At 69.8% G+C, this 10,213-nt stretch carries 12 protein-coding genes; 9 read left to right on the forward strand and 3 right to left on the reverse strand.

The features are described from left to right. Together ACRDPS_RS09410 and ACRDPS_RS09415 are read left to right on the forward strand one after the other, a co-directional pair. On the forward strand, positions 1-282 hold a 282-nt coding region (locus ACRDPS_RS09410; RefSeq protein ID WP_431501367.1), incomplete at its 5' end, for a sensor histidine kinase. Beyond that, positions 279-983: a response regulator gene (locus ACRDPS_RS09415; protein WP_431501368.1), complete on the forward strand. Its 705-nt coding sequence runs from the start codon at positions 279-281 to the stop codon at positions 981-983. The genes ACRDPS_RS09410 and ACRDPS_RS09415, both read left to right, overlap by 4 nt. On the opposite strand, the gene ACRDPS_RS09420 is transcribed toward ACRDPS_RS09415, so the two are convergent. Further along, positions 980-1,738, reverse strand: a complete 759-nt coding sequence (locus ACRDPS_RS09420) for an MBL fold metallo-hydrolase (RefSeq protein WP_431501369.1) — start codon at positions 1,736-1,738, stop codon at positions 980-982. The two genes, ACRDPS_RS09415 and ACRDPS_RS09420, sit on opposite strands and share 4 nt — an antisense overlap. An 8-nt stretch (positions 1,739-1,746) precedes the next feature. Then, positions 1,747-2,613 (reverse strand): glutamate racemase, encoded by an 867-nt coding sequence (gene murI, locus ACRDPS_RS09425; protein WP_431501370.1) that lies wholly within the window; start codon positions 2,611-2,613, stop codon positions 1,747-1,749. 205 nt (positions 2,614-2,818) lie between these two features. Here murI and ACRDPS_RS09430 point away from each other — a divergent pair, with 205 nt between their 5' ends. The 3 genes from ACRDPS_RS09430 (at position 2,819) to ACRDPS_RS09440 (ending at position 5,552) form a co-directional block, all read left to right on the forward strand. Then, positions 2,819-3,835, forward strand: a complete 1,017-nt coding sequence (locus ACRDPS_RS09430; RefSeq protein WP_431501371.1) for an alkaline phosphatase family protein — start codon at positions 2,819-2,821, stop codon at positions 3,833-3,835. Between the two features lie 115 nt (positions 3,836-3,950). After that, on the forward strand, positions 3,951-5,177 hold the full coding sequence (locus tag ACRDPS_RS09435) for an FAD-dependent monooxygenase (RefSeq protein WP_431501372.1): 1,227 nt from the start codon (positions 3,951-3,953) through the stop codon (positions 5,175-5,177). Positions 5,178-5,207: 30 nt separating this feature from the next. Next, a complete protein-coding gene (locus ACRDPS_RS09440; RefSeq protein ID WP_431501373.1) occupies positions 5,208-5,552 on the forward strand; it encodes a hypothetical protein in 345 nt (114 codons plus the stop codon). A 26-nt stretch (positions 5,553-5,578) separates the two neighbouring features. Here the strand turns inward: ACRDPS_RS09440 and ACRDPS_RS09445 are convergent, their stop codons facing one another. Beyond that, positions 5,579-6,526, reverse strand: a complete 948-nt coding sequence (locus ACRDPS_RS09445; protein ID WP_431501374.1) for a PLP-dependent cysteine synthase family protein — start codon at positions 6,524-6,526, stop codon at positions 5,579-5,581. Between the two features lie 90 nt (positions 6,527-6,616). Here ACRDPS_RS09445 and ACRDPS_RS09450 point away from each other — a divergent pair, with 90 nt between their 5' ends. Genes ACRDPS_RS09450 through ACRDPS_RS09465 form a run of 4 tightly spaced genes read left to right on the forward strand, consistent with a single transcriptional unit; the run spans position 6,617 to position 10,192 of the window. Further along, the gene (locus ACRDPS_RS09450) at positions 6,617-7,561 is read left to right on the forward strand and encodes an ABC transporter ATP-binding protein (RefSeq protein ID WP_431501375.1); all 945 of its coding nucleotides are present in this window, start codon (positions 6,617-6,619) and stop codon (positions 7,559-7,561) included. Beyond that, positions 7,558-8,301: an ABC transporter permease gene (locus tag ACRDPS_RS09455; protein ID WP_431501376.1), complete on the forward strand. Its 744-nt coding sequence runs from the start codon at positions 7,558-7,560 to the stop codon at positions 8,299-8,301. Before ACRDPS_RS09450 ends, ACRDPS_RS09455 begins: the two co-directional genes overlap by 4 nt. A 12-nt stretch (positions 8,302-8,313) precedes the next feature. Then, on the forward strand, positions 8,314-9,528 hold the full coding sequence (locus ACRDPS_RS09460; protein WP_431501377.1) for a sensor histidine kinase: 1,215 nt from the start codon (positions 8,314-8,316) through the stop codon (positions 9,526-9,528). A gap of 43 nt (positions 9,529-9,571) precedes the next feature. Continuing rightward, entirely contained in the window at positions 9,572-10,192 is a 621-nt protein-coding gene (locus ACRDPS_RS09465; RefSeq protein ID WP_431501378.1) for a response regulator, read from the forward strand. Positions 10,193-10,213 lie beyond the last annotated feature (21 nt).

Consider the following 10,213-nt stretch of genomic DNA (forward strand, 5'->3'; position numbering starts at 1 on the left):
GAGGCGGTCGGGCGCGCGATCTACCGGGTCGTGCAGGAGGGCATCACCAACGCCCGCAAGCACGCCCCGGGCGCCCTGCTGCGGATCACGCTGCACGGCTCCGAGGAGCACGGCATCGACCTCGACCTGCGCAACCGGCTCGGCTTCACCTCGAACACCCCCGGGGCCGGCCTGGGCCTGATCGGGCTGGCCGAGCGCGTCGATCTCGCGGGCGGACGACTCTCGCACCGCACGGAAAAGGATGTCTTCATTCTCGAAGCATGGCTACCGTGGGGCCAGTGAGCAGTCCACAGAGCTCGGTCAAGATCAAGGTCGCGATCGTCGACGACGACCCGCTGGTGCGCTCAGCCCTCGGGCTGATGCTCGGCGGGCAGGCCGATATCGAGGTCGTCGGCGAGGCGACCGACGGCCAGGAGGCGCTGGCCCTGGTGCGTACCTCCGCCCCTGATGTGGTGCTGATGGACATCCGGATGCCTCGGATCAACGGCCTGGACGCGACCCGGCGGTTGCTGGCCGACGCCCGACCCTCCTCATCGTCCCGGGCTCCGCTTCGGCCACCCCGAGTGATCGTCCTGACCACCTTCGGTGCCGATGAGTACGTCGTCGACGCGCTCGCCGCGGGCGCGGACGGGTTCCTCCTCAAGGACACTCCCCCGCCCGAGATCGTCGCCGCGATCCGCACGGTCGCCGAGGGCGAGCCGATCCTCTCTCCCAAGGCCACCCGCACCCTGATCACCCGACTGCGCGCCGAGCCGACCGGTGACCGGGCCGCTGCCGCAGGGCGCCGGCTCGAGGCGCTCACCGAGCGCGAGCACGAGGTCGCGCTGGCCGTCGGGCGCGGGCTGAGCAACGCCGAGATCGCGAAGGAGCTCTACCTCTCGATCCCGACCGTCAAGGCCCACGTGTCGCGGCTCTTCGACAAGCTCGGCGCCACCAACCGCGTCCAGATCGCGATCACCGTGCACGACGCCGGGCTGGTCTAGACGGCGTAGACGGCTCCCGTCGCGGCGAGCTCGGTCGGCCCGTCGTAGGCCGAGCGGGCCTCGCGGAGGGCGTCGGCGGCGTCGTGCCAGGGCGGGACGTGGGTGACGACCAGCTTCTTCACGTGGGCCTTGGTGGCGTACTCCCCCGCGTCGACGCCGGTGATGTGCACTCCGGGCGGGTTCTCGACGCCGTCGCGGAAGGCGGCCTCGCACAGGAAGAGGTCGGCGTCGGTGGCGATATCGATGAGCGCCTCCGTCTCGGCGGTGTCGCCGCTGTAGGCGATGACCTTGCCGTGCGCCTCGATCCGCAGGCCGTACGCGTCGACCGGATGCTCCACGGCCGTCGGCGTGATCACGAAGGGTCCGAGGTGGATCGGCCCGGTGTAGGTCGAGAACGCGAACTCCTCGCGCATCCCCGGACGCTTGGGCAGGTCGTAGGCCTTCGCGAGCCTCCGCCCGGTGCCCTTGGGGCCGTAGACGGGGATCGGCGGCTGCGGGCCGGTCGGGTGCCACTTGCGCAGCACATAGTAGGAGGTCATGTCGACGCAGTGGTCCGCGTGCAGGTGGCTGAGCAGGACCGCGTCGATCAGGAGCGGGTCGACGTAGCGCTGCAGGACACCGAGCGCGCCGTTGCCCATGTCGAGCACGATCCGCCACGTACGTCCGGTCTCGTCGTCGGCCTCGACGAGGTAGCACGAGGCGGGGCTCTCGGGACCGGGATAGGAGCCCGAGCACCCGATCACGGTCAGCCGCATGCCCGGGATCAAACCGTGCCTCCGGGGCCCAGGTCTCTGGAGCCCGGTCCGCCGGTGAACTGGTTGGCGCCCGCGAGCTCCGGCCCGAGGAACCGGGCGCCGATGGTCTCGAACTCCTTGGCGTCGCCGGTGGTGAGGAAGGTGTAGGTCGGCTCGCCGCCGTCCCTCATCAGGTCGTTCTCGGCAAGGACCCGATAGACGTCCTTCGCCGACTCCTCGGCGCTGCTGACCAACGTCACGTTGTCGCCCATCACATAAGAGATCACACCAGTCAGGAGCGGGTAGTGGGTGCACCCCAGGATCAGCGTGTCGACCCCGGCGCTGGTCAGCGGGTCCAGATACTCGTGCGCCGCGGCGATCAGCTCGTCGCCTCCGGTGGTGCCCGCCTCGACGAACGGCACGAACTTCGGGCACGCCTGCGTGTGCAGCGAGACGTGCGGGGCCGCGGCGAAGGCGTCGTCGTAGGCCAGCGACTCGGCCGTCGCGTGGGTGCAGATGACTCCGATGCGACCGGTGCGGGAAGCGGCGACGGCGCGACGGGTCGCGGGCAGGATGACCTCGACGACGGGCAACGGCTTATAGCGCTCCCGGGCGTCACGCAGCATCGCGGCCGATGCCGAGTTGCACGCGATGACCAGCGCTTTCACGCCCTGCTCGACCAGATGGTCGAGACACTCCAGCGCATACTCACGCACCTCGGCGATCGGCCTGGGGCCGTACGGAGCGCGGGCGGTGTCACCGACGTACAGGATCGACTCGTGGGCGAGCTGGTCGATCACCGACCGCGCCACGGTGAGACCACCGAAGCCCGAGTCGAAGATCCCGATCGGGGCCTCACGGTCGGGATGGGTCGATTCCAAGGACGAGACGGACACGATCGTCAAGGCTAGGCCCAAACGGGACTTCTTCGCAGTGCTCGGGGTCACTCGACACATACCCGAGATCCATCTCACGTTCACGAGCAGACCCTGAGGGCGTTGTCAGCGTCGGCCTTGGCGACCTGACGGTATATTGAACCCGACTCAGTCACTAGACATTCGCCGCTCGTTCGCCCGGGACTCCATCGGCAACAATTAGGGTATGCCGGTGCGTCGCCTCTTCCCTCTCCTCTCCATCGGCATCTTCGTCATCGTCGTACTCGTCGTGGCGCTCACCGCGCTTCCCGGCCGCGACGCCGGCCGCGAGGAACGGGCGGCCCCTCAGGCCGACCGGAAGGTGCTCGCGATCTCGATCGACGGGTTCAACCCCGACGCGCTGGCCGAGCTCGGGCCGTCCAGGACACCGAACATCCATCGACTGATCGACGAGGGCGCCTCCACGCTCAACGCCCGCACGGCGTACGAGAAGAACATCACCCTGCCCAACCACACCGGGATGGTCACCAGCGACCCGATCGACGCCGACGACGGCGGCCACGGGGTCACCTGGAACGTCGGCGACCCGTCCAAGTCGATCTCGGAGAAAGAGGAGTCGGTCTTCACCGTCGCCCACGAGGCCGGACTCAGCACCGGTGTCTTCGCAACGAAGCAGAAGTTCGAGCTGTGGCAGCGGGCGTGGGAGGACGACATCGACACCTTCGCCGCCGTCGACGACCATGCCGAGCTGGTCCCGGAGGCGACCGAGGACCTGGCCTCCGAGCAGCGGGACCTCACCTTCGTACACCTGTCTCTCCCCGACGTCGCCGGGCACGCCTCCGGCGGGATGTCGCCGGAGTACCTTGCCGCCGTCGAGGAGTCCGACGCGCAGGTCGGTGAGTTCCTGGACGTCATCGACGCCGAGCCGTCCCTGAAGAAGGACCTCGACGTCATCCTCACCGCCGACCACGGCTTCAAGCCCGGCATCACCAACCACTCCGAGAAGGTCTACGAGAACTACCGGATCCCGTTCGTCGTCTGGGGTCCGGACGCAGGTGCCGGCAAGGACCTCTACGCCCTCAACCCCGACGACTACCGCGATCCCGGCAAGGCCCGGCCCGGGTACGACGGTGCCCAGCCGATCCGCAACGCCGATCTCGGCAACCTGGCCCTCGACCTCCTCGGCCTCGGCCCCATCGAGACCAGCGACATCGGCAAGGACCAGACCCTCGACGTCGAGTGACCGCGTTGGTCACCGGTGGTCGAGCGACGTCACCGGTGGTCGAGCTTGTCGAGACCACCGCAAGGAAACACAATCCTGAGGTACCTTCGCAAAGTAACCGTGCGAAGGAGCGTGAATGTCAGTCAGCCGGATCGCTCGGGCAGCTTTGCGTAGGGATCGTCGTGCTCGGCGGGTCACCATCATCGGTGCCGGAATCGGCGGTCTGACCCTCGCCGTCGAGCTGCGGCGCCTCGGCCTCGAGGTCGAGGTGTACGAAGCCACGGCCGACCCGCGGGAGACCGGCGCGGCGGTGGTGCTCCCGGCCAATGCGACCAGGCTCCTGACCGAGCGAGTCGGTCTCGAACCCGGCCTGGGCGAGGCGTCGGCGACCATCGACGGCCTGGCCTGGCGCGACGGACACACCGGCGTCACGATCGGCCGGGCACTCTCCGCGAAGCAGTACGCAGCACTCTGCGGCGCGCCCGGCTACGGCATCCACCATGCCGACCTGATCTCGCTGCTGATCGAGGCGTTCGGCACCGACGGTCTCCATCTCGGCCATCGTCTGGTCAGGATCACGGACGAAGGTCACGGTCCGGCGGTGCTGGAGTTCGCCGCCGGCGAGTCCGTCGAGGCAGACCTGGTCATCGGCGCCGACGGCGGCCGTTCGATGCTGCGCGAGGTGGTGGTCGGCTACGACGACGCCCAGTTCTCCGGCTGCGTCGCCTGGCGCGGGCTCGTCCCGCGCTCGCAGCTGACGCTGCTCCCCGAACCCGGCCGCATGCAGCTCTGGATGGGAGCCGACGGTCACCTGATGCACCACCCGGCCGGCGGCGGCGACCACAGCTTCCTGCTGGTCAGGCGCCAGGTCGGGCCATGGACCCCGGACGCCTGGGCGCGACCAGCCGACCCGGACGAGCACATCCAGGCGTACGCCGGCTGGCATCCCGCGGTCGTCCAGATGATCTCCGCGGCGCCGTGCCCCGATCGCTGGGCCCTCTTCCATCGACCACCGCTGACCACCTGGTCGCGCGGCCGGGTCACGCTGCTGGGCGACGCCGCCCACCTGATGCTCCCCCACCACGGCCAGGGCGCCGCCCAGGCGATCGAGGACGCCGTCGTCCTCGCCGGCTGTCTCGCCGCCGACGAGGACTGGCACCGTGCCCGCACGGCCTATGAGGTGCGCCGCCGCGACCGTACGCGCCGGATCCAGGTCGCCTCCCTGATCGCCGCCGACGTCCTCCATCTCCCCGACGGTCCGCGCACCAAGGCCCGCAACAAGCGGCTGCGGTCCTCTGATGCGTACGACCGCCATCTCGCCTGGATCCACGACTCCGACGCCGACGGCGACCGCCGTCCGTAACTCCGAGGCCTCCACCGGCGTTGCCCAGGGGTGAGTGCCTTCCGTGGACGCAGAGGCTTCCTGGCGCTCGGTATCTGGGCGATGTACGCATCGGCCATCGCCGTAGCGGTGGTCCAGCTCGGCTCCGAACCGGATGCCGGCGGCGTCCAGGCGGGGCGCCCGCTCGCGCCCGGCAGCCCCGCCGCGCTCATCGAGCGCCACGACTGCTGGAGCAAGGAATCGCCCCGCGACATGGCCGGCAGGCTCCCCGGCCACGCCATCATCGCCACCGGCGCCACCCCGCGCTACGTCGGGGCCGACCTCACCGGCAAGGCCCTCGACCAGGTCTTCGCCGGCACCGACCACGGCCTCGTCGTCTACGCCTTCTGCCGCTGATCAGGCCCAGAAAACAGGCCCAGAAATCAGGCCCAGAGCTGGCCTTCGAGGCCCTCCTCGGCCTGGTCGATGGTGCCTTCGTACGCCCCGGTGGAGAGATACTTCCAGCCACCGTCGGCGACGACGAAGGCGATGTCGGCCTGCTCGCCGGCCTGGAGGGACTTGGCGGCCTGGGCGAGGGCGGCGTGCAGGATGGCGCCGGTGGAGATGCCGGCGAAGATGCCCTCCAGCTCGAGGAGCTCGCGGACGCGGCGTACGGCGTCACGCGGGCCGACCGAGAAACGGGCGTCGATCAGCGAGGCGTCGTAGAGCTCGGGAACGAAGCCCTCATCGAGGTTGCGCAGCCCGTAGACGAGCTCGCCGTAGCGCGGCTCGGCGGCCACGATGCGTACCTCCGGCTTGGTCTCCCGGAAGAAGCGGCCCACGCCCATGAGGGTGCCGGTCGTGCCCAGCCCGGCGACGAAGTGGGTGATCGAGGGGAGGTCGGCGAGGAGCTCGGGACCGGTGCCCTCCTCGTGCGCGAGCGCGTTGGCGGAGTTGCCGTACTGGTAGAGCATCACCCAGTCGGGGTGCTCTGTGGCGATGCGCTTCGCGACCCGGACGGCCTCGTTCGAGCCTCCGGCGGCCGGCGAGGAGACGATCTCGGCACCCCACATCCGCAGCAGCTGGCGCCGCTCCTCGGAGGTGTTCTCGGGCATCACGCACACGATCCGGTAGCCCTTGAGCTTGGCCGCCATGGCCAGCGAGATCCCGGTGTTTCCCGAGGTCGGCTCCAGGATCGTGCAGCCCGGGCGGAGCCTGCCGTCCTTCTCGGCCTCCTCGACCATGCGAAGAGCCGGGCGGTCCTTGATCGAGCCGGTGGGGTTCCGGTCCTCGAGCTTGGCCCACAGACGTACGTCGGGTGAGGGCGAGAGGCGGGGCAGCCCCACCAACGGGGTTCCCCCGACCGACGCCAGCAGGTTGTCGTAACGCATAGGGTCCATCGTCGCATCAACCGATCGGCTGATCCCGTCTCGACCCGAATGCCCGATCCGTGAGACCACGGATCACGACAGGCTCGGGGTATGCATCAGGAGCGAGAACCAGCGGTCGTCGTGGACGGCCTGCGCAAGACCTATGGCGACAAGGTGGCGGTCGAGGAGATCAGCCTGAGCGTCTACGAGGGCGAGATCTTCGGCATCCTCGGGCCCAACGGCGCCGGGAAGAGCACGACCGTCGAGTCGATCGCCGGTCTGCGGGTCGGTGACCGGGGCCGGATCCGGGTCCATGGCATCGACCCCTGGAAGGACCGCGCCGCGGTGACGGAGGTGCTCGGCGTACAGCTCCAGGAGGCGAAGCTGCAACCGAAGATCACCGTCCGGGAGGCGCTGGAGCTGTGGAGCGCCTTCTACGCCGATCCGGAGCCGTGGGCGCCGCTGGCCGAGCGGCTCGGACTCGGCGCTCACCTGAGCCAGCAGTTCGAGAACCTCTCCGGTGGACAGCAGCAGCGGCTCTCGATCGCGCTGGCGCTGATCGGCCGGCCGCGGGTCGTCGTCCTCGACGAGCTCACCACGGGCCTCGACCCGCGGGCTCGCCGTGAGGTGTGGGGGCTGGTGCGCGACGTACGCGACCGGGGTGTGACCGTCCTGCTGGTCACCCACTCGATGGAGGAGGCACAGACCCTCTGCGACCGGATCGCCATCGTCGACGCCGGCCGGATCCGGGCCCTGGACACCCCGGCGGGGCTCATCGACTCTGCCTCCGCCGCCACGATCACCACCTTCGAGACGACGGTCGCGATCGACCTCACCGCCCTCCGTGAGCTCGACGGGGTCACCGCGGCACGCAGCGAGAACGGCACCGTCACCGTCGAGGGCGCCGAGGGCGTCGCGCTCACGGTCATCGAGACGCTGCGTACGCAGGGGGTGGCTCCGCATCGGTTCCGGGTCGCCGCGGGGACCCTGGACGCCGCCTACCTCGACCTCACCGACACCGCACCCGAGACCGAGACCGTGGAGGCACTCCGATGACCAGCCCGACCGTTGCCGTGATCCGTACGGAGTCCCGGCTCTTCGCCCGCGAGCGGCTCTCGCTCTTCTGGATCGTCCTGTTTCCGAGCCTGCTCCTGGGGGTGCTCGGGGTGATCCCGAGCTTTCGCGAGGTCAGCGCGGACTTCGGCGGTCGGAGCCTGATCGATCTCTACGTCCCGGTCACCGTGCTGCTCTCGATGATCATGGCCTCGATCATGACGATGCCGGCAACGCTGACCGGCTACCGCGAGAGCGGGGTCCTCCGGCGGCTCGGCACCACGCCGGCTCGGCCGTCCTCGATCCTGCTCGGCCAGGTCCTGGTGCATGCCGCCGCCGTCGCGGCTGCCTCGGTCATCGTGATCTCGATCGGACGAGTGGTGTTCGGGACTCCGTTGCCGGGGTCGGTCGCGGGCTATGTGGTGGCGTACGCCCTGGCCCTGGCCGTCTCGATGGCGATCGGCGCCGCGATCACCGCGGTCTCCCCCAACGCGAAGACGGGGCAGGTCGTGGGGATGGTGGTCTTCTTCCCGTGCATGTTCACTGCCGGGGTCTACTTCCCGGTCGAGGTCTTCGGCGGCACGGTGCGCGACATCATCTCGATGACGCCCTATGGGGCGGCCTCCAACGCACTCAACGACGCCGCCGGCGGCGCCTTCCCCCAGCTGGTGGATCTGGCGGTGATGGGCGGTTGGGCGGTCGTGCTCTACCTGATTGCCGTGCGCGCCTTCCGCTGGGAATGAGAAGGTCGAGCCATGACCTCGGCCGTCGAGCGCGAGCAGCAGTGGGACCGCAACCTCAAGGTGCTGCCCTTCGTGCTGCTCGCGCTCGCCACCGTCGTCTGCGTCGTGACCTTCCCGGTGATGGGGCCGGTCACCGTCACGACGCGGATCGTCTTCGGCGCGCTCGTCGCCGCGACCGCGGTGTGGATCTGGCGGTGGATGTACGTCTACGGCAGCCCCCATCCGGTCGGCTACATCGGACGTACGCTCCTGGCCGCGGCCCTCACCATGCTGCACCCGCTGTCCTGCATCTTCGCCTGGATCGGGTTCCTGGACGCCTTCGACTCGTTCCGGGGCCGGTGGCGGTGGGTGGCGATGGCGGCCACCGCGCTGATCATGGCCACCGGGCAGGTCGGCGGGCCACCCCCGTACGACGAGTGGTGGCAGGGCGCGCTGCTGCCGGTGCTGTTCGTCGTCAACTTCGGGCTGGCCTCGTTGATGGGTCGCTACAGCATCCACCTCGACGCCGTCAGCCAGGAGCGGGCCGAGACGATCACCAGGCTGGAGAGCGCGCTCGCCGAGAACGCCCGGCTGCAGGGGCAGCTCCTCGCGCGGTCGCGGGAGTCCGGCGTACGTGACGAGCGCGAGCGGCTCGCCCGCGAGATCCACGACACCATCGCCCAGTCCCTGGCCGGGGTCGTCGCCCAGCTCCAGGCCACCGAGGGCTCCGCGGACGCCCAGGACGTACGCCGCCGGGTGGCCCGGGCCACCGAGATGGCCCGCGGCGCGCTGGTCGAGGCCCGGCGGTCCCTGCAGGATCTCAGCCCGGCAGAGCTGTCCACCGGATGCCTGACCGACGCGTTGTCGGCACTCGTGACGACCTGGCGCACAGATCACGGCGTGGACGTCTCGTTCGTCGTCGTCGGCGAGTCCAGGTCGCTGCACTCCGAGGTCGAGGCCACCCTGTTGCGCATCACCCAGGAGGCCCTCGCCAACGTCGCCAAGCACGCGTCCGCACGGCGGGTCGGCGTCACCCTCACCTTCGACGAGGCCGAGGTCATCCTGGACGTACGCGACGACGGCACCGGCTTCGATCCGACCGGTCCGCGCCGCGACTCCGCCTTCGGCCTGGGCGTGATGCGCGACCGCGCCGAGCGCCTGGCCGGCACGTTCACGGTGGAGGCCGACCCGGGCACCGGCACCGCCGTCTCCGCCCGTATCCCCGCCCTCGCCCGAGGTGCGGCATGACCCCCAACTCGAGAAGTCGAAGCCTGGCGAGCAGAGGAGCAGCGTGATCAAGATCGTGGTGGCCGATGACCACCCAGTCGTACGCGACGGGGTGGTCGGGGTGCTCCAGGCACAGGGGTTCGATGTCGTCGGCCAGGCCGGCGACGGCACCGAGGCCCTCGCCCTCGTGGACAAGCTCGATCCGGACGTGCTCGTCCTCGACCTCCGGATGCCGGGCACGGGCGGCGTCGAGGTGATCGAGAAGCTCCGGGCACGGGAGGCACGGGTCGGCGTACTCGTCCTGACGACGTTCGACACCGACACCGACGTGGTCGCCGCGATCGAGGCCGGAGCGACCGGCTACCTGCTCAAGGACGCGCCGACACCGGACCTGATCGACGCCGTCCGAGCGACCGCGGCCGGCGAGACCGTCCTCTCCCCCGCCGTAGCGACCCGACTCGCCTCCCGGCTCCGCTCACCTGGCCCGTCCGCGCAGCTCAGCCCGCGCGAGCGCGAAGTCCTAACCCTGGTTGCCCGCGGCACCACCAACCGCACCATCGCGGCGACACTCTTCGTCAGCGAAGCAACAGTGAAAACCCACCTAGCCCACATCTTCGACAAACTAACCGTAAAAGACCGAGCCGCCGCAGTAGCAAAAGCCTACGACCGCGGAATATTAGGCTAAAACCCGCGGTGTGCTGCCAGG

Source organism: Nocardioides sp. (assembly GCF_050699375.1).
GTDB lineage: Bacteria > Actinomycetota > Actinomycetes > Propionibacteriales > Nocardioidaceae > Nocardioides.